This window comes from Kiloniella sp. (genome assembly GCF_965205715.1).
In the GTDB taxonomy this organism is placed as follows: Bacteria; Pseudomonadota; Alphaproteobacteria; order Kiloniellales; family Kiloniellaceae; genus Kiloniella.
Map to the genome: position 1 here is coordinate 1,049,120 of NZ_CBDBHW010000013.1, position 21,671 is coordinate 1,070,790.

The 21,671-nt window shown below is 47.5% G+C and carries 25 protein-coding genes; 18 read left to right on the forward strand and 7 right to left on the reverse strand.

The window, feature by feature from the left end; translation table 11 throughout:
• Positions 1–63 precede the first annotated feature (63 nt).
• The 11 genes from ACOGW3_RS16375 to ACOGW3_RS16425 all read left to right on the forward strand — a co-directional run bounded on the left by ACOGW3_RS16375 (position 64) and on the right by ACOGW3_RS16425 (position 9,542).
• Positions 64–342, forward strand: a complete 279-nt coding sequence (locus ACOGW3_RS16375) for a TfoX/Sxy family DNA transformation protein (protein ID WP_419903959.1) — start codon at positions 64–66, stop codon at positions 340–342.
• 109 nt (positions 343–451) lie between these two features.
• A complete protein-coding gene (locus ACOGW3_RS16380; RefSeq protein WP_419903960.1) occupies positions 452–1,276 on the forward strand; it encodes an ABC transporter permease in 825 nt (274 codons plus the stop codon).
• Positions 1,277–1,280: 4 nt separating this feature from the next.
• Complete coding sequence (locus ACOGW3_RS16385; protein WP_419903961.1) at positions 1,281–2,105, forward strand: ABC transporter permease; 825 nt, start codon at positions 1,281–1,283, stop codon at positions 2,103–2,105.
• Positions 2,106–2,167: 62 nt separating this feature from the next.
• The gene (locus ACOGW3_RS16390; RefSeq protein ID WP_419903962.1) at positions 2,168–3,139 is read left to right on the forward strand and encodes a TraB/GumN family protein; all 972 of its coding nucleotides are present in this window, start codon (positions 2,168–2,170) and stop codon (positions 3,137–3,139) included.
• Between the two features lie 94 nt (positions 3,140–3,233).
• Entirely contained in the window at positions 3,234–4,214 is a 981-nt protein-coding gene (locus ACOGW3_RS16395) for a TraB/GumN family protein (protein ID WP_419903963.1), read from the forward strand.
• A 36-nt stretch (positions 4,215–4,250) separates the two neighbouring features.
• Positions 4,251–5,252, forward strand: coding sequence for a TraB/GumN family protein (locus ACOGW3_RS16400; protein ID WP_419903964.1), 1,002 nt, complete (start codon positions 4,251–4,253; stop codon positions 5,250–5,252).
• Positions 5,253–5,349: 97 nt separating this feature from the next.
• A complete protein-coding gene (locus tag ACOGW3_RS16405) occupies positions 5,350–6,528 on the forward strand; it encodes an aspartate aminotransferase family protein (RefSeq protein ID WP_419903965.1) in 1,179 nt (392 codons plus the stop codon).
• Positions 6,529–6,616: 88 nt separating this feature from the next.
• Entirely contained in the window at positions 6,617–7,519 is a 903-nt protein-coding gene (argF, locus tag ACOGW3_RS16410) for an ornithine carbamoyltransferase (protein ID WP_419903966.1), read from the forward strand.
• A gap of 21 nt (positions 7,520–7,540) precedes the next feature.
• Complete coding sequence (locus ACOGW3_RS16415) at positions 7,541–8,548, forward strand: Hsp33 family molecular chaperone HslO (protein WP_419903967.1); 1,008 nt, start codon at positions 7,541–7,543, stop codon at positions 8,546–8,548.
• An 83-nt stretch (positions 8,549–8,631) separates the two neighbouring features.
• Positions 8,632–9,225 (forward strand): hypothetical protein, encoded by a 594-nt coding sequence (locus ACOGW3_RS16420; RefSeq protein WP_419903968.1) that lies wholly within the window; start codon positions 8,632–8,634, stop codon positions 9,223–9,225.
• A 74-nt stretch (positions 9,226–9,299) separates the two neighbouring features.
• Positions 9,300–9,542, forward strand: coding sequence for a DUF6868 family protein (locus ACOGW3_RS16425; RefSeq protein WP_419903969.1), 243 nt, complete (start codon positions 9,300–9,302; stop codon positions 9,540–9,542).
• A 77-nt stretch (positions 9,543–9,619) separates the two neighbouring features.
• Here the strand turns inward: ACOGW3_RS16425 and ACOGW3_RS16430 are convergent, their stop codons facing one another.
• The 3 genes from ACOGW3_RS16430 to ACOGW3_RS16440 form a co-directional block, all read right to left on the reverse strand.
• Entirely contained in the window at positions 9,620–11,251 is a 1,632-nt protein-coding gene (locus tag ACOGW3_RS16430; RefSeq protein WP_419903970.1) for a TRAP transporter large permease, read from the reverse strand.
• Position 11,252: 1 nt separating this feature from the next.
• Positions 11,253–11,795, reverse strand: a complete 543-nt coding sequence (locus ACOGW3_RS16435) for a TRAP transporter small permease subunit (RefSeq protein WP_419903971.1) — start codon at positions 11,793–11,795, stop codon at positions 11,253–11,255.
• 101 nt (positions 11,796–11,896) lie between these two features.
• Entirely contained in the window at positions 11,897–12,991 is a 1,095-nt protein-coding gene (locus tag ACOGW3_RS16440; protein WP_419903972.1) for a TRAP transporter substrate-binding protein, read from the reverse strand.
• A 439-nt stretch (positions 12,992–13,430) separates the two neighbouring features.
• Between ACOGW3_RS16440 and ACOGW3_RS16445 the strand changes: the two genes are divergently transcribed.
• The 6 genes from ACOGW3_RS16445 (at position 13,431) to ACOGW3_RS16470 (ending at position 18,045) form a co-directional block, all read left to right on the forward strand.
• The gene (locus ACOGW3_RS16445; RefSeq protein WP_419903973.1) at positions 13,431–14,819 is read left to right on the forward strand and encodes a cache domain-containing protein; all 1,389 of its coding nucleotides are present in this window, start codon (positions 13,431–13,433) and stop codon (positions 14,817–14,819) included.
• Between the two features lie 3 nt (positions 14,820–14,822).
• The gene (locus ACOGW3_RS16450) at positions 14,823–15,002 is read left to right on the forward strand and encodes a response regulator transcription factor (RefSeq protein WP_419903974.1); all 180 of its coding nucleotides are present in this window, start codon (positions 14,823–14,825) and stop codon (positions 15,000–15,002) included.
• 164 nt (positions 15,003–15,166) lie between these two features.
• Positions 15,167–15,898, forward strand: coding sequence for a hypothetical protein (locus ACOGW3_RS16455; RefSeq protein ID WP_419903975.1), 732 nt, complete (start codon positions 15,167–15,169; stop codon positions 15,896–15,898).
• A gap of 66 nt (positions 15,899–15,964) precedes the next feature.
• A complete protein-coding gene (locus ACOGW3_RS16460; protein ID WP_419903976.1) occupies positions 15,965–16,675 on the forward strand; it encodes a Mu transposase domain-containing protein in 711 nt (236 codons plus the stop codon).
• Positions 16,672–17,484 carry an IS21-like element helper ATPase IstB gene (gene istB / locus ACOGW3_RS16465; RefSeq protein WP_419901088.1) on the forward strand — a complete coding sequence of 271 codons (813 nt, stop codon included), beginning with the start codon at positions 16,672–16,674 and terminating at the stop codon, positions 17,482–17,484. The genes ACOGW3_RS16460 and istB overlap by 4 nt, the downstream gene beginning before the upstream one ends.
• Before the next feature lie 60 nt (positions 17,485–17,544).
• Complete coding sequence (locus tag ACOGW3_RS16470) at positions 17,545–18,045, forward strand: LuxR C-terminal-related transcriptional regulator (RefSeq protein ID WP_419903977.1); 501 nt, start codon at positions 17,545–17,547, stop codon at positions 18,043–18,045.
• On the opposite strand, the gene ACOGW3_RS16475 is transcribed toward ACOGW3_RS16470, so the two are convergent.
• Positions 18,042–19,436: a TrkH family potassium uptake protein gene (locus tag ACOGW3_RS16475; RefSeq protein ID WP_419903978.1), complete on the reverse strand. Its 1,395-nt coding sequence runs from the start codon at positions 19,434–19,436 to the stop codon at positions 18,042–18,044. The two genes, ACOGW3_RS16470 and ACOGW3_RS16475, sit on opposite strands and share 4 nt — an antisense overlap.
• Positions 19,437–19,559: 123 nt before the next feature.
• On the opposite strand from ACOGW3_RS16475, the gene ACOGW3_RS16480 reads away from it, so the two are divergent.
• On the forward strand, positions 19,560–19,706 hold the full coding sequence (locus ACOGW3_RS16480; protein ID WP_419903979.1) for a hypothetical protein: 147 nt from the start codon (positions 19,560–19,562) through the stop codon (positions 19,704–19,706).
• A 4-nt stretch (positions 19,707–19,710) separates the two neighbouring features.
• On the opposite strand, the gene folE is transcribed toward ACOGW3_RS16480, so the two are convergent.
• The 3 genes from folE to ACOGW3_RS16495 all read right to left on the reverse strand — a co-directional run bounded on the left by folE (position 19,711) and on the right by ACOGW3_RS16495 (position 21,666).
• A complete protein-coding gene (folE, locus tag ACOGW3_RS16485; protein ID WP_419903980.1) occupies positions 19,711–20,319 on the reverse strand; it encodes a GTP cyclohydrolase I FolE in 609 nt (202 codons plus the stop codon).
• A gap of 57 nt (positions 20,320–20,376) precedes the next feature.
• A complete protein-coding gene (apaG, locus tag ACOGW3_RS16490; protein ID WP_419903981.1) occupies positions 20,377–20,769 on the reverse strand; it encodes a Co2+/Mg2+ efflux protein ApaG in 393 nt (130 codons plus the stop codon).
• 195 nt (positions 20,770–20,964) lie between these two features.
• Entirely contained in the window at positions 20,965–21,666 is a 702-nt protein-coding gene (locus ACOGW3_RS16495) for an ATP-binding cassette domain-containing protein (RefSeq protein WP_419903982.1), read from the reverse strand.
• Positions 21,667–21,671 lie beyond the last annotated feature (5 nt).

Sequence of the window (21,671 nt, forward strand, 5' to 3'; positions counted from 1 at the left end):
GCCACCAAGAAATACATTAAGCGTAGTTGAGACAAGAGAAACGACAAGAACCAGATGCCAGAGATGCCGGATCCAAGAGTGGAGCTTCTTAAGCTCAAGAATTTGGGACCCAAAACCGTTCCCCAATTGGTGGAGGTTGGCATATTGTGTCATGAAGATCTCGTTGCTATGGGGACTGAAGAAGCCTTCCGGCGGATTTATTTTCGCTTTAGCGATGAAAGCCGGTTGTCGCTCAATTATCTCTATGCGCTCGAAGGAGCTATCGAAAATTGTGACTGGCGCTGGATATCAGCAGAGCGAAAGTCCGAGCTCAAGAGCTTCTTTCTTTCGATAAAATTGTGATCTCTCATCCTTGTCCTTTTCTTTCGAAAATCCAAAACTTGAAAAAATAAGGCAAGAATAAGACGCTTTTATTGATCTAGACCTTGAAGCTTCACACTCGGTTGCGTAAATGTGTCGCATGGCTTTGATCGATCAAAAAATTATGCAGGTTACTCCGCGCGCCATTGGCCGTGTAAATACCCTCGGACTCTGGACCCTTTATAGTCGAGAAGTGAAACGCTTTTTAAATGTGTTCACTCAGACATTAATGGCGCCCGTTATCACGACCTTATTGTTTCTCGCCGTCTTTGCCCTTGCTCTCGGTGGTCTCAACCGAACAGTGGGCGGGGTCGATTACATTACCTTTTTGGCGCCTGGTCTGATGATGATGACCATGACCCAGAATTCTTTTGCCAACACATCCTCGTCGATCCTGATCGCAAAGGTTCAGGGCAACATCGTTGATATCCTGATGCCTCCACTGGCACCTTGGGAAATGGCGTTGGCAATCGCTGCTGGCGGAATAACCCGTGGTCTAATGGTTGGCCTCACCGTGTTTATTGCCATGATGTTTTTCCTGCCAATTACAGTTGCCCATCCGCTTTCAGCAGTATGGTTTGCGATTAACGCCTGCATGATGCTTTCTTTGCTTGGCATGCTCGGTGGCATCTGGGCGCAAAAGTATGATCATATCGCCGCTGTAACCAACTTCATCATTACGCCGCTGTCGTTTTTATCCGGAACTTTCTATTCCATTGATCGTTTGCCGGAAGCATGGATCGCCGTTGCCCATTTCAACCCGTTTTTCTATATGATTGATGGCTTCCGTTATGGCTTTATCGGACATGCAGATGGCAACGTGATGATCGGTCACATACTCCTGCCGATCGTGAACGTGGTGCTTTGGCTCGTTGTCCATCGTTTGATTTCTATTGGCTACAGGTTGAAGGCCTAGTTATATGGCAAAAACAACACCAGAAATCGCCTCGGATTTAACCATAGAGCGCCCGCGGATTATTGCGTTATTACGTCTGTGGACACTTTTCTATCGGCGTGGTGTTGTTCGCTTTATGCGATTTTGGGTGGAAACCTTATTGGGGCCAATGGTCTCGACGATGCTGTTTATGACTGTATTCACGCTGGCGCTCGATGCCGGTGATGAAATGGTTGCAGGTTTGAGTGCCTTACAATTTATTGCACCGGGTTTGGTGGTTTTTGTCCTCTGCCAGATATCCTTTCAAAATGTTTGTTTTATGCTGATCATCGACAAGCAAGAAGGGGTGATTACAGACGTCCTCATGGCGCCACTTTCTCCGCTGGAATTGTTGCTGGGTTATGGATTGGCAGCAGTTGCCAACGGACTTGCCGCGGCTGTTCTTATCATGGCGGCGATGACGATCTTCACCGGCGGGATGTTGTTTAGTTTTTGGATAGCCGTCTTTTTTGCCATTACGGCAGCTTTTCTCTTTGCGATGATTGGTGTCATTGTTGGTCTATGGTCTGACAAGTGGGATCAGTTTTCTCTGGTCGATAACTTTCTTGTTTTACCACTTGGGCTCCTATCGGGAACATTCTTCACTTTGGAAAGTATTCCGGTTAATTGGCAATGGTTATTCGAAGCCAATCCCATGTTCTGGATCATTAGTGGATTTCGCTATGCCATAACAGGGTTTGGTGACAGCGATGCCGCACTTTGGCATGGCGCAGCTTTGCTTGGGATTGCAGCGGCTGTTTTTATCTGTGGCTGGACATTGATGTCCAGAGGATACAAAATAAAGGCCTGATCAAGTACTGACACCATTAAAGGATGGTCCGCCTTAAAGATCATCCATGTAAAGGATAGTCTATGAGATGGTCATTTTCTCCTGTGCTTTGTAATTCCAAAAGCAAAAGTGTTTCCTTAAAATTTTTCTCTATTATCTGCTTGGCTATGGTGCTGAGTCCGTTCTCTTTTATCAATTCATCCATAGCTGAGGAGGATATCCTCAATGGCCATGGTTTGTTTTGGAAACTTGAAAGAGAGGGCCGAGAACCGAGTTATATCCTTGGAACCATGCATGTTGCAGACAAACGTGTGCTCAAGATTAAAGATGAAGTAGAGCCCTACCTGATCAAAGCAAGCGTGCTCTACCTTGAAATTGATTTAACTCAACGGGAGATGCGTGAAGCTTATAATGCACGCCTTCGGGATGATGGCCGTACACTGGATGAAGTTTTGCCAACAGAAATCTACGAAAAGATCAGGGAAATCAGTAAGGCGCATAAGGTAGAAGAACGGCATTTAAAACAGCTGGAATTATGGGCCGTATATCCTATCGTAAAATCTATGCCGAGCGATCCGGGTCAAGAAGATTTGGACAGCTTTGAAATCCCGTTAGATTTTCAGCTCGGCCAGCTCGCGAAAGAGAATTCTGTTGAGGTCAAAGGTCTTGAAACAGTTCGTGAACAATTAGCGGTATTTAGGGAGCGGAAGCGAAAAATTTATTATGACGCCATAGTTCGAGCACTGAAAAATCCTGATGCGGTCGAAAACTCCCTGGAAAAAATGGAGCAGTATATCCAGTGGTATACCGAAAGGGACACCAATGCTTTTTATAATTCTCTTCTCGAGGATTTAAAGGACGAACCTCCTGAAATGTATGACATTTGGGTGAGACGCCTTTTGAATAAAAGAAACCTCAATATGGCCAATGGTATGGCCCGTGGATTGGTGCGGGGTAACTCTTTCACAGCTGTTGGAGCCTTACATCTACCTGGTGAAAAGGGGCTCCTGAAAATCCTTGCGGATAGAGGGTATACAATTACCCGCCTTGATTGACGTTTACCCTTTTTAAGGGAATGTTTTTTAAAATCCTCAGACATCCCTTGAGCGGTTGAGTAAATCCCGTTCTTATAATAGATGAGGATAATTCATGGCAGATCTTGTTCTACGAAAATTACGCTCGGGGATGTTGTTATGTCTTCTCCTGTTCATTTCTGGACCAGTGATCGCGGATGAAGTTCCTTTTGGTAAAGGTCTTTTTTGGAAATTAGAAAAAGGTGACCGTAAACCGAGTTACCTTCTGGGTACGATGCACGTCTCGGATAAACGTGTCCTGAAGATGAAAGACGAGGTGGAACCTTACCTTATTGAATCAAAGGTTTTCTACGGTGAAATTGTCGATACCTATAGAGAGTATCGAGAATACCTTAATGTAAGGTACAGAGATGATGGCAGAACTCTGGATGAAGATCTCTCTGAGGAGCTTTATAAAAAGGCGCTCGAAGTCGCAAAACTTGCTGATGTCAAAGAAGCTCAGTTAAAAGAGTTTGAGCTTTGGTACGTCTATGAATTGATGAACGGTGCGCCTTGGTACCGAGGAAAAGACAAAGAGGAAGAGGACGATTATGAGCCTGTTCTGGATTCTCAACTCGAAGACATGGCCTTTGAAAATTATGTCAAAGTGAAAGCTTTGGAAGAAGTCAGAGAGCGTGCAATTCTAATTAATGATCGACCTGCAAAGATATATCTTGCAGCAATCGAGCGAGCACTTGCCAGTACCGAAGTCATCGAAGATACCAAAGCAAGAAGAGAGGAAGGAATTCAGACCTACCTTGATAGGGATACTGAGAAAATGTATCTGAAACTGGAAGAAGATCTAAAAGACGAACCAACTGAAATTTATGATATTGAGAAGGTTGCGATGTTGGATAAACGCAATCTCAATATGGTGAATGGAATGACACCAGGGTTGATTCGGGGGAAATCTTTTACGGCTGTCGGGGCTTTGCACCTTCCGGGAGAGAAAGGGATTCTCAACATTCTTGTCCAACGGGGCTACACCGTTTCTCGAATGGATTGCCAGCCCGATGAGAAAAGCAGTTTTTGCCCCGGAGAAACTCTGCCAGAATGATCTCACGAATGAAACCGTGAGATCAGGAAGTGCTCTATGAGTAGCAAGTTGTCTAACCGATTTGGGTTAGAGTTTACCCGCAATATCTACATAACTATCTTGCCTCTTTTGGCATTGTTTTTTGTTCTTGTAGTATTTGGACAAAATGCGCGTTCGGCAGAACTTCCTTACGGACAAGGCGTTCTATGGCAAGTAACGAAAGACGGCCTGCAGCCAAGCGTTATTTTCGGAACGATGAACAGTAGTGAGAGACGTGTTGTCGATCTTGGTGAAGGAGCGGTCAAATTTTTGGCGTCATCAGATAGCCTACTGGTGGACGTAATCGACGACGATTCCATCAAACAAAAGCTCTTTGCCGCGATGGTGTATCAGGATAACCGCCGCCTTGATGAGTTGGTCTCACCTGAAACTTTTGAGAAAATTAAAGTCCTTGGTTATGAATACGGTTACCTTGCTCGGCAGATGAAAGTCTTAAAGCCCTGGGCCGCGGGAGTTGTTTTTTCATTTCCTCCCTCAGAGGCGTCAAGGATCTCACTTGGGATCCGTACCCTAAATCAAAACTTGCAAGACATCGCGCAACAAAAGGGTATTGCTGTTATCGCATTGGAAACGGTTGAACAGCAACTTGCTGCCCTCGATGGCGCCAACGAACAGGAACAAATTGCGCTGCTGGACACTTTGCCTTCTGATATCGCGTCAGTAGAGGAAAAGTTCGAGAAGAGATTGGGATTATATCTTCTACAGAATACCGGTGAGATGTATCAGCAGATGTTGAAAGATTACACGTTGATCTCCGGTGATTTTGCCGAACGTTATGTCGCCAGTCTTATTACTCATCGCAATTACGGTATGGTTGCGCGCATGCAACACTCACTGCTTAAGGGCAATAGTTTTGTGGCTATAGATGCGCTTCACCTCCCCGGTGCCGAAGGCGTTTTAAGCCTTTTGGTGTCACAAGGGTACACAATTAAACCCTTGATGTGGTTTTTGACGATTTTTTTGGGGAAAAAGCGCATTTTCCCGGCTTCTTCAGGTTGACAGTAGGTTGAGTTATTGGGTTAATACGCTGCTCCGGGGTGACAGTCATGTCATCCCGGGTTTTGTTTTTTCAGCAGATATATAAGAGAGATACCCAATGAGTGACGCAGTAATGCCCACCTACGCACGTATCGACCTCGCTTTTGAGCGGGGCGAAGGTCCTTATTTATTTACTGCTGAAAACCGACGATATCTCGATTTTGCCGGTGGCATTGCCGTTAACTCTCTTGGTCACAGTCACCCAAAGCTTGTCGCCGCTTTGGAAGAGCAAGGTCGTAAACTTTGGCACATTTCCAACCTTTACCGGATTTCTGGTGGGGAACAGTTGGCAGAACGCCTGGTCGCGAATTCTTTTGCGGACAAGGTGTTCTTCACCAACTCAGGCACCGAAGCCATGGAAGGGGCGATTAAACTCGCTCGTAAATATCACAGCCATCACGGCCAGCCGCAAAAGCATCGCATTATTACCTGTGACAATGCCTTTCATGGCCGGACCATGACGGCGCTTTCGGCCGCGGGGAATGTGAAACACCTCGATGGTTTTGGCCCTCAGACACCAGGTTTTGACCATGTCGCTTTTGGCAATCTGAACGAACTTCGTGCAGCGATCAGCGATGAAACTGCGGCGATACTGGTAGAGCCAATTCAGGGCGAAGGCGGTATCCGTGCGGCGTCCCTCGACTTCTTAAAAGGGCTTCGGGCGGTTTGTGATGAGTTTGGTCTTCTCTTGATTCTTGATGAAGTTCAATGTGGTAATGGCCGTACCGGTAAGCTGTTTGCGCATGAATGGGCCGAGATTGAGCCAGATGTTCTTGCCACGGCAAAAGGCATCGGTGGTGGTTTCCCACTGGGCGCATTTCTGGCCACGGACAAGGCTGCGGCTGGTATGGTGCCAGGAACACATGGTAGTACTTATGGCGGTAATCCCTTGGCCATGGCCATTGGTAATGCTGTTTTAGACGTATTGCTCGAAGATGGCTTCATGGACCAAGTGGTCGAGATTGCAGATTATGCCCGTAATAAGCTTGAAGAGCTTGTCGCCAGATATCCTGCGGTGTTTGAAGAGGTCCGTGGGTCAGGTCTTATGCTTGGTCTTAAGTGCCGGGTGACGAATACCGATGTAATCGCAGCAATGCGTGAAGGCGGTCTGTTGAGTGTTGGTGCCGCTGACAACGTGATCCGACTGTTACCGCCTTTGAACATCGAGCGATCTCATGTCGATGAAGCGATCGCAACGTTGGAAAGCGTGAGTAAAGATATGGCCCAGGCGGCCTAACTTTAAGATTACTTAGCATCGGGCTGCCCCTAAACAGGCATCCCAAACAGGCAGCCCTAAAAGAGGCGCCGTCCTAAGGTATGAAACAATGACAAAACATTTTTTAGATTTGAACAGGTTCAGCACCCAAGAACTTCGGACTATACTGGGCTATGGCTCACAGCTTAAATCAGGCGAAATATCCGGTCGTCCGTTAGAGGGAAAATCCCTCGCGATGATTTTTGAAAAACCGTCGACCAGAACGCGAGTCTCTTTTGAGGTTGGTATATCCCAGCTTGGTGGTAATGCGGTTCTTCTCGATCCCAGTAGTTCCCAAATGGGGCACGGCGAATCAATCGCGGATACCGCGCGTGTACTTTCGCGGTTCGTTGATGCGATTATGATCAGAACCTCTTCTGAAGAGATCCTGCACGAACTCGCAGAATATGCGACGGTCCCTGTCATTAATGGCCTAACAGACGAATCACATCCCTGCCAGCTTATGGCTGACGTTATGACCTACGAAGAGCACCGCGGATCCATAGCTGGTAAAACCGTCACCTGGTGTGGGGATGGCAATAACGTTGCCACGTCATGGATCCACGCTGCGACCCGTTTTGATTTTGAGCTCAAACTGGCAACGCCAGAGGAACTTGCGCCAAATCAGGCTGTGTTGGACTGGGCCAGATCTGAGGGTGGTAATATCTCTGTAACGCGTTCCATTGATGAAGGGGCCCGTGGGAGCGACTGTATCGTTGCTGATACCTGGGTCTCCATGGGTGACAAGGATGCAGCCAATCGACATAATCTTTTGAAGCCATATCAGGTTGATGAACGTGTTATGGGGTTGGCAAAGGAAGATGCACTCTTTATGCATTGCCTGCCTGCGCACCGGGAAGAGGAAGTCGTCTCGGCTGTGATCGACGGACCTCAATCCGTCGTCTTTGACGAAGCGGAAAATAGATTACACGCCCAAAAGGGTATCTTGTATTGGTGTATGAGCAACCTTTAGTCGGGCTCTGGAGAGAAAATAATGAGTAACACCCCCGGGGATAAATTCGAAAGATCTGACGCGTTGGAGCAAACGGACAATATGCCCAAGCTTCATCTTGAGGATGATTTGATTCAGCCTTTCATGTTAGAGGCGAGCGGAATACGTGGGCGTCTTGTTCGCATGGGGCCTTCTATTGATGCGATAATAAAACGGCATGACTACCCGCAGATCGTCAACGAATTACTCGGGGAGCTCTTGGCTCTGACAGGGGTGCTCTCCTCTTTGATGAAATTTGAAGGATGCTTTACGCTCCAGAGTAAAAGTGACGGCCCGATCAATATGTTGGTCAGCGACATGACTTCTGAAGGAGTTCTTCGTGGTTATGCCGGGATTAATGAAGAGCGTCTGACAAGCCTTCTGGAAAATACCAAAGATCACTCGACCCTTAAGCTTACGGACCTTACCGGTAAGGGCTATATCGCTTTTACCGTCGATCAAGGCGCTGACATGGAACGTTATCAGGGCATTGTCGAGCTGGATGGTGATAGCTTGTCAGAATGTATGCAAAAATATTTCAAACAATCTGAGCAGATTAACACCGGTGTGCTGGTTAAAACGACGACAAAAGATGGCCACTGGCATTCGGGTGGTTTAATTCTACAACATATGCCAAGTGACGGTGGTACAAATAATAAAGTGGCTAAGGATGAAGCTGAGCTCAAGGAAGACTGGCAACGTTCCATGATTTTGATGGCCAGTTGTACTGAAGAAGAGCTACTTGACCTTGATCTTCCTGTAACGGATTTACTTTATCGCCTCTTCCATGAAGAGCAGGTGCGTGTCTACGACCAGCGCGAAGTCACCGAAGGCTGTCGTTGCTCGCGAGAAAAACTCGCGGGAGTGATTAAGACGGTATCTCCCGATGAGATTGAGGGCTACAAGGTAAACAATGTCATTGATGCAAAATGTGAGTTCTGCAGCCGTACATATACCTTCGATGATGATGACATAGCTAAATTGTACGCGGAAGATCAGGAAGAGGGCTAGGGGCCTTCTTCACGCCATATTTTTTCTCTACTGACGACAATCTGACGTAAGAGTTTTCTGATATAAAGAGTGGGGTTGGTGTTATGTTGAGTAGAAGAGCATTTGTTTTAAGTGGGCTTGCGGTAGCGGCGACGGCTATGGCCGGCTGTAAAACGGTTCCGACCACTTATGAACATGCCCAGCTTACCTATGCACACCTTTCTGCTTACCAACTCCTGGTCCGAGATATCATCGTTGATCAGGTCTATGTGAGCCCGTCACAAAGCCCGAACATAGAGCACCTCTTTGATGTTTCTCCAGCTCAGGCTTCTATGCAGTGGGCTCGAGATCGGCTTCAGGCAGAAGGCAACCAAAACGTCCTCAATTTTGTCATCAGAGATGCGGCAGTTATTGAAAGCAAACTTGAGAAACAAAAAGGTCTAACCGGGCTTTTTACCTATGATCAGTCCGAGCGTTATAACGGTGTTCTCGAGGTTGAACTTCAGGTTTTAAATGATCAGGGTTTTAAAGAAGCCTCCGTGCTGGCACGGGCAGAGCGAAGTGTTACCGTTGCTGAGAATATCAAGTTAAGAGAACGCGAGAAAGTCTGGTTTAAGCTAACCGAAGATCTCATGATCGAGATTGATCGTCAGTTACAACAGGGTATTGCCAAGCACCTGAATCGCTTTGTCATGTAAGACCGACTGACTGGTCTATAGTATTATCCACATTTTGAGCACATATATAAGTTCACAAGTGATGGAGATTTCTAATGGATATTTATACCCTGACGTCATTTTTCATGTGGTGCACCATTCTCAATGTGGGCCTTCTTTGTTTTTGGGCGCTGATGATCAGAATTGCTCCCGATTTTGTATTCCGGCTGCAAAGTAAATTTGTTCCCATATCCCGGGAGACTTTCGATATTGCGATCTATTCATTTCTGGGGCTGTTCAAAATTTTTGTGATTATTTTTAATCTGGTTCCTTATCTCGCCCTTCTCATTATTGCCTAAGTAAAAAAGCCGTCGGGCGGTTATCCCCGACGGCTTTTCTATGAGAGGCAGGTCACCCTGACTACAGTGTTACCGGGCTATCCAAAGATAACTTTCGGCAGCCATGTTGCGAGTTCAGGGAACAGCGCAAGGATACACAGTGCGATGATCTGAATAAACACAAAGGGAATAACCCCTTTGTAGATCTGCATAGTGGTCACTTCCTTTGGCGCGACCCCGCGTAAGTAGAACAGGGCAAAACCAAAAGGAGGGGTCAGGAACGAGGTCTGCAGGTTCATCGCCATCATCACACCGAGCCACACCGGGCTGATATCACTCATTAAGAGGATCGGCGCTACAATCGGCACCACCACAAAGGTGATCTCGATAAAGTCGAGGAAGAAGCCGAGGACAAACATCACCAGCATCACGGTGATCAATGCGCCCGTATTTCCGCCCGGCATATTGAGCAGGAACTCTTCAACCATTTCATCACCGCCAAGCCCCCGGAAAACCAGAGAGAACACCGAAGCACCGATCAGGATCACAAACACCATGGAGGAGATTTCCATGGTTGACCGCATGATCGGGCGCAGAATATCGGTGCGCCAAACCCGGCCGATAGAAACCAGGATGCCCCAGGTCAGACCGATAGAGGCGATCACAGCTGCGCCAATGGCAATCATATCAACCGTTGGAATTTCGTTTCTGGATACCCTGAGATCAAAGAACGAAATCAGAACCAGCATGAACAATAGGCAGAGCGTGGCGACGATGGTCGGACGACGGCTGCCAAAATCCATAAAATCGAATGGAGACTTGCGATCGGATTTTTCCAACATGCCCAGCTCTTGCGTACGCATGCCCGCAAGTAACAAGGAACCAATGGCGCCAACCGCAGCTGCTTCTGTCGGCGTAGCGATCCCGGTCAGGATTGATCCCAGAACGGAGACGATCAACGCAACGGGTGGCACAAGAGCGTGCAGGATTTTACTGATAAAATCACCGGTACTTGTCTGACCTTCGTCGCGTGGGATCGGCGGGGAGCTTTCCGGTTTGATGATGGCGACCAGGAGCTGATAGCCCATGTACATAAACACCAGCATCAGGCCGGGAATAAGGGCCCCGGCAAAAAGATCACCAACGGAGACCGGGTCCGGAGACCAGTTGCCAATTGCCCGCTGGGCATCGGAATAGGCGTTGGAGATCTGGTCTCCCAGAATAACCAGCACGATAGACGGCGGAATAATCTGTCCGAGGGTTCCAGATGCACAGATCGACCCACAAGCCAGGGATGGGTCGTAACCGCGACGCAGCATGGTTGGGAGCGAAAGCAGGCCCATGGTAACAACAGTTGCACCGACAATACCCGTTGAGGCCGCGAGCAGGGCGCCCACGATGGTCACAGAGATACCAAGGCCGCCCCGGACGGAGCCAAACAACTGGCCCATGGTATCGAGAAGTTCCTCCGCGACTTTTGATTTCTCGAGCATCACACCCATAAAGACAAACAGCGGCACCGCGATCAGGATTTCGTTGGTCATGGCGTTGCCGTAGATACGAGAAGGCAGCGCGCCAAAGAAAGAGAGATCAAACACCCCGAGGTTATAGCCAATCAGGGCAAAGACGATCGCAACACCGGCGAGGGTGAAAGCGACAGGAAAGCCAGCCATCAAAAACAGGCAGGCCGCCCCAAACATGAGGAGGTCAAGAGTTTCAGCTAAATGCATTTTAGATTGCCCCCGGACCGTCGTCGGCGGCCTTGTGTTCGATGCCCTTGATAATGGCAAGTGAATGAATGGCCATGGAAAGCCCTTGAATTCCCATTAGGACACAAAAGACGATGATTGAGCTTTTGAGAATGTAAACCGCGGGAATACCGCTGGTTTCCTTGGAAGATTCCAAGATCTCCCAGGAGCTCGCCACATAGGGTAGAGCGTAAATCATAATGAGAGTTAACACGGGGAACAGTAGGAAAATCACGCCAAAGAAATCAACGATGGCCTGCTTTCTTTCACTGGCCGCACCATAGAAGATATCAACGCGAACGTGACCGCCGTGGAGCAAGGTATAGCCTGCGCCAAGCATAAAGAGGAAACCATGCATATAGATAATTGATTCCTGCATGAAGATGGAACCAATGCCAAAAACATATCGCAACAGAACCACGACGAACTGAACCAGAACCATAAAGAGGGCGAGCCAGGCTACGCTGTGCCCTATTTTATTATTCAGACTATCGATGGCTTTTGCGAGGGAAAGAAACCCTGCCACAGTAGTCTCCCTATCGATTAGTTATTATTGATTATATGTTACGAAAAGAGGCTAGCACAGAGCCAGCCCCTTTCGCATTTAAATCACTACGGAGGTAATGATTAGATTTTAAGCGCTGCACCACGTGCGGCTGTGTAGTCGGACTCTGAAAGCGTGGTCCAACGGGCAACCTTGCGACGGAAATCGGTGTAGCTGTTGTAGATTTCCTTGGAAATGTCGTCAGTCTGACCAACTTCAGCAACAACTTCTTCCGATTTCGCCCCAAGAGCATCCATGATGTCTTGAGAGAAAGAGCGCAGTTCAACGTTGTGCTTGTTGAGCAGAACGTCGAGGGAGTCACCGTTTTTGGCGTTGTACTCGGAAAGCATCATGTTGTTTTCTGCAGCACAAGCGGACTGAACCAGAGCCTGCTCATCCGGAGAGAAGCTTTCCCAAACGTCTTTGTTCATGCCACAAGCAAGGCCTGAACCTGGCTCATGGAAACCTGGCTGGTAGTAGTATTTTGTGACTTTGTAGAAACCAAACGCCAGATCGTTCCAGGGACCAACCCACTCAGTCGCATCGATTGCACCTGATTCGAGTGATGGGAAGATCTCACCGCCCGGCAGGGTAACAGCAGCTGCACCAATACGACGCAGCACTTCACCACCAAGACCTGGCATACGGATTTTCAGACCTTTGAAATCTTCCAGTGTGTTGATTTCTTTGTTGTACCAACCACCCATCTGCACGCCGGTGTTACCCGCCATGAAGGATTTCAGGTTGTACTGAGCAGAGAGTTTGTCCCAAAGCTCCTGGCCGCCGCCGTAGTGAACCCATGCGTCGAGTTCGTTGGCTGTGAAGCCGAAAGGAACAGCTGTGAAGAAGTTGAACGCCTTGTGTTTGCCCTGCCAGTAGTATTCGGCAGCGTGGTACATGTCGGCAGTACCGTTTGATACGGCATCAAATGATTCGAAAGGTGGAACCAGTTCACCCGCAGCGTAAAGCTTAACGTTAAGTTTGCCGCCACTGGCCTCGGTGATGCGATCAGCTACGCGCTGAGCACCAGTACCCAGACCTGGGAAGTTTTTAGGCCAGGTGGTCACCATTTTAAGATCACGTTTGCCTTGTGCAATCGCTGGGGCGCTTAGAGTAGCTGACGCCGCACCCGCGGCAACAGCCGTGGCTGTACCCGTTAGAAACTTTCTACGATTCATAAGAATTGTCTCCCTGTATTGATATCCTGAATTTAGGACTTTTTGAATTTATTGACGAAGAAGTGTTTGTTGTAAAACAACAAGCTAATGGAAAATGGTGATTGCTCTATTGTCGATATTCCCACAAATTTTTCAAACAATATTACAATCTCTCAAAGGTCGCTCCATTTAGGTTATGGACGGTCTATTCCATGCGGCTTATTCCTTAGGGCACACCGTTTCTTTGACGGCTTATCAACCTATGCCCTGAACGTAATGGGCACTGTCTATCAACATTAGCCCAAGAATAATATTCGCAGCAGTTGGTAGTTGGTCATGTTTTATGGGGACGGTCAATACCAACTAATACTGAGAGAAAAGCCTTGGAGAGCATGATATAGTCGCCACAGAAATCATATTGAACGCCTAAATTACAGTAGATGAACGGAATTACAAGCTTATGAATTTAAAGCAAAAAGTATTATTGCTTGCCACCGTTCCTCTGATCATAGCCATATCTGCAATCTCATTTCTCGTTACCTATCAGGCGCAAAGTCTAGCCAAGCAAGAAATTGCTGCCTTTGAGCGCAATATGTTGAACGCGAAGAAACTGGAGCTGCTTAATTACCTCAGCCTTGCGCAAACATCGATTGGCCACATCTATGATCCGGCAAATTCTAAAAGTCAAAGTGCGAAAGAACAGGTCAAAGAGATTCTAAAAACGTTGACTTATGGTACTGATGGCTATTTTTTTGTGTATGACTATGAGGGCACTAACCTTGTTCATCCCAAACAGCCTGAATTGATCGGGAAGAATTGGTGGGAACTGAAAGACACGACCGGTAATCTTGTTATTCAAAATTTGATTTCCAGGGCTCAGGAAGGTGGTGGATTTCACCGTTATTTATGGGGGAAGCCTTCTACCGGTGAGATCGCGGATAAAATCAGTTATGCGGTTTCACTGGATAAATGGAACTGGATGCTGGGCACTGGCCTCTATATCGATGATGTTATCTCTCAGGTAGAAGCCTATGAACACGAAGTTGAAGACCGCATATCGCAGACTTCAATACTTATCCTCATTATAACTTTCACTTCGTTGGGTGTTGTTTTTGTCACGGGGATTGCCATCAATCTGCATGAGAGACGCTTGGCGGATGTAAAGCTCAAAGAGTTGACGCAAAGAATAATCGAAACGCAAGAAGAAGAGCGCGGACGGGTCGCGCGTGAACTGCATGATGGCATTAGCCAAATACTTGTATCTATCAAGTATGCCCATGAAATGGCGTTAAGTAAGGCTCAGAAGTCGGAGAGTGACACTGAAGATGTTGCCAAGGCGATTGGGAAAGGGGCAAGTGCCCTCAATATTGCAATTAACGAAGTCAGGCGTATCTCTCGTGATTTACGCCCCAGTATTTTGGATGATTTAGGCCTGTCACCAGCATTGGAAAGTTTGGCGCATGAGTTCTCCGAGAGGACAGATATTAAGGTAAAAATCCGTACGGTTACCTTTAAAAACTTGCTGCCAAAGGATGCCAAGACAACTCTCTATCGGGTTGCCCAGGAGGCTTTAACAAATATTGAACGGCACTCTGGTGCAGATCGTGTTAATCTGGAACTCTCTGCAGCAAAAGGGATTGTTACGTTATCTATTAGTGATAACGGAGCCGGTTTTGATCTTCACCACTTCAATGTCAAAAAAGACCCGCTTGCCGGAATAGGGCTTAGAAATATGCAAGAACGTTTAGAGCATCATGGTGGGGAGTTAAGGGTGACTTCGTCACCAAAAGGAACATCCATAATGGCGATACTTCCCAAAGGCATTCTACGTTCAGGTGGTGAAATTTAGGACATGAAACGCGGAGATTCAATAATTCGAATTTTGTTGGCGGATGATCATCCCTTGGTTCGGGATGGGCTTCGTTCGTGCTTGGAAATGTATGAAAATATCGAAGTTATCGGGGAGGCAAAGACAGGGAGTGAAGCGCTGGATAAGGCAGCTGAATTAAAACCTGATGTTCAGCGACAATAACCTTGGCCGGTTGCGACAACCACCTTGGCCGGTGGATCTGATCATTAAAAAGGGCGTGCCCGTTTGATAATCAGATCCACCGGCCAAGGCTTAATTTGGTGTTAGTTACAAGCTGCTGTGAGTTGATAAATTAGGAACCTCTAGATGTAATTGGAGGAACCTGTTTGCCGTATAAATTTATCACAGATGAACAACTGAGACTTTACATGACAGATAGAAAAACTCATGGTCAACGAACCGCCGCTGCCCGCGCAGGGTTTAGCGAACGCACGGCCCGCCGATTTGACGTTGATGCGACTTTACCGTCACAACGCAATATAAAGCGAGGGCGAACAGTTTCTGATCCGCTTGAAGATATCTGGGATAAGGACATCCTTCCCATTTTGGATAAAGACAACTCGGTCAAACCCATTACTTTGTTGCGCCACATACAGAGCCTCTATCCGCTCCGTTTTCCCGATGACCGTGTCAAGCGCACGTTAGAGCGCCGAGTTCGGGGATGGCGGGCTCTGAATGGCCCTGAAAAGGATATCATTTTCAGGCAAACACCTGAGCCGGGTTACATGGGCCAATCAGATTTCACGGATGCAGCCGACTTAAGTATTACCATTGCAGGAGATCCTTTGGTGCATCGGCTCTATCATTTTGTTCTGGTATATAGCCGATGGGAACATGTTGGGGTCGTACTTGGCGGTGAGAGTTTTACAGCCCTTGCGGAGAACTTACAAAATGCGCTTTGGTCCTTGGGGGGCGCTCCTGAAAACCACCGGACCGACAGCCTGTCTGCGGCCTTTCGGAATTTGAGCGTTGAGGAAAAGGAGGACATTACCAAACGTTATTCTGCTTTTGTTGAGCACTACGGTATGGAGGCCAGTCGAAATAACAGAGGGGAATAACACGAGAACGGTGCCATTGAATCTCACCACGGTCACCTTAAGACTGCGATAAAGCAGGCCCTGATTTTGCGTGGCAGTAATGACTTTGACACTTTGGATGAGTATCGGCGATTTTTGGACGAGCTGATTGCTAGACGGAACAAACATCGTGACCAAGATATCCAAACAGAGTTGAAATCTCTCAAGGCGTTACCTCCTCGGCGAACAACAGATTACACTGAAGTCGTGTCGAGAGTTACCAAAACAAGTGGTTTTTTAGTTAAGCAGGTTTTTTATAGCGCCCCTTCTCGCCTAATTGGTCAACGCTTGCGTGTCCATATTTACGATAACCGGATAGAAGCCTATCTAGGCAGCACTCATGTCGTCAGCCATTCTCTTGAGCGGGGGCACGGCAAAGGCCCCCGCATTCATGTTATCAATTATCATCACGTCATTCATGCTCTCAAACGTAAACCTCAGGCACTCGCCAATTCTATTTATCGTGACAGTATTTTTCCAAGAACCGAGTACTCCCTGGCCTGGACATTGTTTCAGAAAAAGTTGTCCCGCAGAGATGCGTGTCGTCAGATGGTTGGGATACTTTTCCTTGCGCACGAAGAGGCTTGTGAGGCCGAAGTCGCGCACCTGATTTCGAGAGAAATCAATGCAGGAAGGCTACCTTGCGCAAAAAAACTTAAGCTGAATATCACAAAAAAGAACACGGATTTACCTCCTGATATTCCCGTGGTTCAACCTTCATTATCAGTCTTTGATACTCTGTTGGAGGATCGGGCATGACAAACATTGAAGTGGATCAGCACAAGCTGCCTCTTATGCTAACTGACTTACGATTACCCAGCTTTCACAAACACTGGCAAGATATCGCAATCCAATCCGACAAGGAGGGCTGGTCAGCAGCCAGGTTCCTTGCCGTTTTGGCCGAATATGAATTGGCCGAAAGGGACACGCGACGCATTCAACGCCATCTCAACGCATCAAACCTGCTGGGCGGAAAAACTCTGGCCACTTTTAACTTCAAGCGGCTGCCTAACGTGAAAAAGGCGCAGGTCGAAGCCTTGTCTGCCGGTGACTGGATTGACGCAAGAGCAAATCTGATTGCCATTGGAAATTCAGGGGGAGGAAAAACTCATCTCCTATGCGCCGTAGGTTATGCTCTTATAGAGGCTGGATACCGTGTGCTCTATACGCAAACCAGTGATCTGGTGCAAAAACTCCAGGCTGCCAGACGTGAACTTATGCTCGAAAACGCCCTCGCAAAACTCGATAAATTTGATCTCATCATTCTCGATGATATTACCTATGCACAAAGGGATATATCTGAAACATCCGTGCTCTTTGAATTGATCGCCAGACGATATGAGTACCGAAGTATTGCAATTGCTGCCAATCAACCTTTTAGCGGATGGGACAATATTTTTCAAGATAAGGCCATGACCGTTGCAGCAATCGATCGTCTTGTTCACCACTCAACCATTCTTGAGATGAATATCGACAGCTACAGACAATGGGAAGCCGCCCAAAATCTCAAAAAAATGTTGCGGAAAACCACAAACAAAAAGGTGAAAAATATGCCTGAAGCATCGTAAATAAACGTCAGATCACAGCCGCATCAAAAGCGGCCAAGGTGGTTGACGCAACCGGACAAAGTGGTTGACGCTCTACAACCTGATGTCGTCCTTATGGATATCAATATGCCAGAGCTTAATGGCCTTGATGCAACTGAAATTTTTGCCGAAAAATACCCTGAAATTAAACTCTTAATTCTAAGCATGCACAATAACCGGGAGTATATCTCCAGTGCCCTCCGTTATGGTGCGCGGGGGTATGTTTTGAAAGATGTTCCCTCTCAAGAAGTTGTTGCTGCAATTGAGGCCGTGCATATGGGCGGGACCTATTTTAGTTCCGGTGTTTCAAAAATCCTGATGGCCTATCAGGAGAATGATGTCGAGGGCCCTCTAACCACGCGAGAGCAAACCATCCTATTGTTACTCGCAGAGGGAAAGAGCAATAAGCATGTCGCTGCTGAGCTCGATATCTCTGTTCGCACGGTGGAAACTCATCGCAAGAATATTAAGAGAAAACTGGATATCAGCTCAACAGCAGGTCTTACCCGCTATGCAATTGAAAACGGGTTGTTATCCGATTAACCCCGCCAAAATCGGGGTAGAACCATAACCAGAATAGTAAAGAGCTCTAAGCGCCCAAGCAGCATTCCTGCAGACATGAGCCATTTGGCGCCATCTGGTAGAGACTGGAAATTCCCGGACGGACCGATGGTATCACCAAGCCCGGGGCCAACATTGGCAAGGGCGGTCGCGGCTCCTGATACAGCGGTAATAAAATCTAGCCCAAAGAAGCCCAATCCGACTGCAAGCATGACAAAGCTCACGGCAAAGAGGAAGAAAAAGCTCATGACTGAGTTTGAGACGTTCTCAGGGATCGGATTGCCGTTATACCTGGGGAAGAAGATACCGTTTGGTTGGATAAGCCGGTTGAGCTGAGCTTCGGTCGTGGAATAAAGCACCTGCAGACGGAATATCTTGATCCCGCAAGTGGTTGAACCAGCACAACCACCTACAAACATCAAAATAAATAACAAGGCCAGAGCAAAACCACCCCATAAGCCGTAATCGGCTGTGGTAAATCCACTACCTGTCATCAAAGAGATAACATTAAAGGCGGAAAGGCGAAGAGCTGTGGAGAAGGAGTATTCCCCGCCTGATATCAGCCAATAAGTCACTAAAAGAATGGAAAGGCCGAGAATGATCAGAAAGGTTTTTACCTGGCTGTCGCGTATCAATGATTTCCAATCACCACGTATAACCCGTAAGTAAAGGATGAAGGGGATTGACCCCAACACCATGAAGCCGCTGATGGCCCAATGAATTCGCGGGTCTTGGAAGTGTCCGATAGAGGCATCATAAGTCGAAAACCCACCGGTTGCGATAGATGTCATGGCATGAACAACCGCATCAAAACCAGACATTCCCAATAACGAGAGGATGATGGCAGCACCGATGGTTATGAAGACATAAAAAATAGATATCGCGGCCGCAATCTGTGCTGCCTTGGGCAGGACCTTATCTGCTTCGAAGGCTTCAACCCGGAACATCTGCATTCCGCCGACTTGCAATATCGGCAGGATGGCAACAGCCATCACAATGATCCCAATGCCGCCCAGCCATTGCAAAATACCGCGCCAAAGCAGAATTCCGGGGGGAGTGTTATCCAGCCCGACGATGATGGTTGATCCGGTGGTCGTGATGCCAGACATCGATTCAAAGAAAGCGTCGGTTATACTGAGTTCAAGTTCTGAAAAGGCGAGGGGGATAGCCCCAGCGATGGCAATTGTCAACCAGGCCAAATTGGTGATGACGAAGGCTTCACGCAGACTAAAGCTCGTCCAGCTGGCATTGGTCGCCAAAACCATGGCGATACCAATTGAAAGGCTTAAAGCAGAAGAGGTCGCGAAGACCCGCCAGTCTGGATGTCCCGCAGCAGCATCAACGATTGCGGGAATGATCATAGCAATAGCCATGATTGATAACAAAATTCCAGTGACGAAGACGACGGGACGAAACTTGATCATCTTCAGACCTTTTCAGTGTTGGGACGAAACCATGGTGTCGTGAGGCCGATAGAAAACCATCGGTTTGCCGGAATGGCAAAGGATGAAAACTTACTCAAACCGAAGATAACGGCCTTAGCAAGAATGAAAGAGTTGCAGAGATTATCAGAAAAAAGAAAATTTTGGTATGCAAAAGCCCCCTATCCGGATTGCGGATTACAGGGGGCTTTGCCGAATTAGTACCTTAAGACGCGGAAGAAGAAGGGTTTCCAATAAGGGAAAGGAACTCGCGTCGGGTAGAAGGGTTGGTTCTGAACAGGCCGAGCATACGACTGGTAACCATGGTTACACCAGATTTATGAACGCCACGTGTGGTCATGCACTGATGCGCTGCTTCAATAACAACAGCCACACCTTTTGGCTGGAGCACATCGTTAATCGCATTGGCGACTTGTGCAGTCATTTTTTCTTGGATTTGCAAACGCTTGGCATAGGCTTCGATCACACGAGCCAATTTACTGATCCCAACAACCCGGTTGTTTGGCAGATAGGCGACGTGAGCCTTACCAATGATCGGTGCCATGTGGTGTTCGCAATGGGATTCAAAACGAATATCGCGAAGAAGAACGATCTCATCGTAGCCTTCGACTTCTTCGAAAGTACGTTCTAGAAGTTCTTTTGGCTGGACGTCGTATCCGGCAAAAAATTCTGAATAGCTGCGAACCACACGGTCGGGGGTGCCTAGCAGGCCTTCACGTGTGGGATCATCGCCTGCCCAGCGGAGCAGAGTTTCGACGGCTGCGAGTGCTTCTTCGCGGCTTGGGCGGATGATTTTGTTATCGTTGTCGCTCACGGACTCTATCCTCAAAACTTCCCAGGGTTTTGTTTTATCCCATGGGGAAGGGTTGTTCTAGTTGGGACGGGCCACTTCATAAGGGCTATCCAGTGAAAAAGCAGGAACGAGAACATCGTATAATTCTCCGTTCTTACCTTCCATTTCGTAACTTCCGCACATGATCCCGGAAGGGGTCGATAGCGGCGTACCACTTGTATACTCAAAACTTTCGCCAGGTTTTAATAGAGGTTGTTCGCCGACAACGCCAGCCCCACGGACTTCTTGTATGCGGCCAAGAGAATCTGTGATGCGCCAATAGCGGTTTTTCAGTGTGGCGTCTTGGTCTCCACTGTTCTCTATCTGAACCTGATAAGCCCAAACATAATGGTCATCAGTAGGCGACGACTGATCTTCAAGAAAAGTCGGGGTTACTGTAACCGTAATAGACCTGGTGGTCTGACTATACATGGACACGGGCTCCTAAGCTGTCCTTAATCGAGACAGCTTTTATCCTGTTTCTACCCTCAGGGCAAAATCAAGATGACAAATTGATGAAAAAAAAGTCAAACATCCTATTAGTGGACGACAGATACTATAAATATACCGCCAGTAAAGGCTTTCTGTGAAGATTCTTTAAAATTAGATCCCATTCACAAGCCCATTCTACATATCAGACATTTTCAAAACCTTACCGCCCGTTGATTGTGCGTCATCTGGGTCATGGGTAACCAATAGGGTTGGCAGCTGATGAGCCCTTGCATGACGAAAGACAAAAGCCCTGAAACGTTCTCTAAGTTCGACATCCAGCTTTGAGAAGGGTTCATCAAGTAAAAGGGCAGAAGGTTGAGATAACAAGGTGCGTAAAACGGCAATTCTTGCACGCTGGCCGCCTGAAAGAGTGGCAGGGTCACGATCAATAAAACCTGATAATCCCGCATCCTCTAGGGCTTGATTTACCATTTGGGTGCGAGCTTTTTTGCCCTTCACCGAGGCGGGGATGCCAAAACCGAGGTTCTCTCCAACAGACATGTGGGGGAAAAGAAGGTCTTCTTGAAACAGCATCCCGATATGGCGATCCTCGGGGGGGAGCGAGGTTAAAGCAAAATCCCCAAGACAAATGATGCCTGAAACGGAAAATTCTGTAGATAAGGTCCCACTAATGGCTGCCAACAGACTTGATTTTCCACAACCACTTGGCCCCATAATTGTGGTGATCTCGCCGGGTTCTACCTTTAAGTTGAGCCCGGAAAAAAAAGATTTTCCACGCAATTGAAGCGAAAAGTCCTGGAGATGCAAAGGAACCGGTTGCTTGGGAGCATCCGCTCTTTGATAGGTATTGATGTCAGTGTTGGTCTTTTTAAGCATTGTTC

Excerpts from the sequence above, each read along its gene's own strand:
- ACOGW3_RS16375 (WP_419903959.1), top strand. The coding sequence starts at position 64 with ATGCCGGATCCAAGAGTGGAGCTTCTTAAGCTCAAGAATTTGGGACCC.
- ACOGW3_RS16380 (WP_419903960.1), top strand. The coding sequence starts at position 452 with ATGTGTCGCATGGCTTTGATCGATCAAAAAATTATGCAGGTTACTCCG.
- ACOGW3_RS16385 (WP_419903961.1), top strand. The coding sequence starts at position 1,281 with ATGGCAAAAACAACACCAGAAATCGCCTCGGATTTAACCATAGAGCGC.
- ACOGW3_RS16390 (WP_419903962.1), top strand. The coding sequence starts at position 2,168 with ATGAGATGGTCATTTTCTCCTGTGCTTTGTAATTCCAAAAGCAAAAGT.
- ACOGW3_RS16395 (WP_419903963.1), top strand. The coding sequence starts at position 3,234 with ATGGCAGATCTTGTTCTACGAAAATTACGCTCGGGGATGTTGTTATGT.
- ACOGW3_RS16400 (WP_419903964.1), top strand. The coding sequence starts at position 4,251 with ATGAGTAGCAAGTTGTCTAACCGATTTGGGTTAGAGTTTACCCGCAAT.
- ACOGW3_RS16405 (WP_419903965.1), top strand. The coding sequence starts at position 5,350 with ATGAGTGACGCAGTAATGCCCACCTACGCACGTATCGACCTCGCTTTT.
- argF (WP_419903966.1), top strand. The coding sequence starts at position 6,617 with ATGACAAAACATTTTTTAGATTTGAACAGGTTCAGCACCCAAGAACTT.
- ACOGW3_RS16415 (WP_419903967.1), top strand. The coding sequence starts at position 7,541 with ATGAGTAACACCCCCGGGGATAAATTCGAAAGATCTGACGCGTTGGAG.
- ACOGW3_RS16420 (WP_419903968.1), top strand. The coding sequence starts at position 8,632 with ATGTTGAGTAGAAGAGCATTTGTTTTAAGTGGGCTTGCGGTAGCGGCG.
- ACOGW3_RS16425 (WP_419903969.1), top strand. The coding sequence starts at position 9,300 with ATGGATATTTATACCCTGACGTCATTTTTCATGTGGTGCACCATTCTC.
- ACOGW3_RS16430 (WP_419903970.1), bottom strand. The coding sequence starts at position 11,251 with ATGCATTTAGCTGAAACTCTTGACCTCCTCATGTTTGGGGCGGCCTGC.
- ACOGW3_RS16440 (WP_419903972.1), bottom strand. The coding sequence starts at position 12,991 with ATGAATCGTAGAAAGTTTCTAACGGGTACAGCCACGGCTGTTGCCGCG.
- ACOGW3_RS16445 (WP_419903973.1), top strand. The coding sequence starts at position 13,431 with ATGAATTTAAAGCAAAAAGTATTATTGCTTGCCACCGTTCCTCTGATC.
- ACOGW3_RS16450 (WP_419903974.1), top strand. The coding sequence starts at position 14,823 with ATGAAACGCGGAGATTCAATAATTCGAATTTTGTTGGCGGATGATCAT.
- istB (WP_419901088.1), top strand. The coding sequence starts at position 16,672 with ATGACAAACATTGAAGTGGATCAGCACAAGCTGCCTCTTATGCTAACT.
- ACOGW3_RS16475 (WP_419903978.1), bottom strand. The coding sequence starts at position 19,436 with ATGGCTATTGCTATGATCATTCCCGCAATCGTTGATGCTGCTGCGGGA.
- ACOGW3_RS16480 (WP_419903979.1), top strand. The coding sequence starts at position 19,560 with ATGGCAAAGGATGAAAACTTACTCAAACCGAAGATAACGGCCTTAGCA.
- apaG (WP_419903981.1), bottom strand. The coding sequence starts at position 20,769 with ATGTATAGTCAGACCACCAGGTCTATTACGGTTACAGTAACCCCGACT.
- ACOGW3_RS16495 (WP_419903982.1), bottom strand. The coding sequence starts at position 21,666 with ATGCTTAAAAAGACCAACACTGACATCAATACCTATCAAAGAGCGGAT.